This is a genomic window from uncultured Winogradskyella sp., from assembly GCF_947495255.1.
GTDB lineage: Bacteria > Bacteroidota > Bacteroidia > Flavobacteriales > Flavobacteriaceae > Winogradskyella.
In genome coordinates, this window is record NZ_CANLYI010000043.1 from 1 (window position 1) to 231 (window position 231).

At 34.2% G+C, this 231-nt stretch carries 1 protein-coding gene; it reads left to right on the forward strand.

Features of this window, described 5'->3' with window-relative positions:
- The coding region (locus tag Q0807_RS18890; protein WP_301162067.1) for a type IX secretion system membrane protein PorP/SprF at positions 1–231 on the forward strand (231 nt) is incomplete at both ends.

Below are 231 nucleotides of genomic sequence, written 5' to 3' on the forward strand. Positions count from 1 at the left end.
AAATCTGCCTTTGATGCACCAACATCTTTTGATGTTAACGTTAATGCTAGATTTTATAAAAAGTTTGAAATCGGAGCTTCTTACAGGTTAGATGATTCCTTTTCTGCATTGATGAATTTTGCATTAACACCATCTTTAAGAGTGGGTTATGCTTATGACTTTATTTCTTCGGATATTAAAGCCTATGCACCTGCATCTCATGAGGTCTTCTTATTGTTCGACCTTAATTTC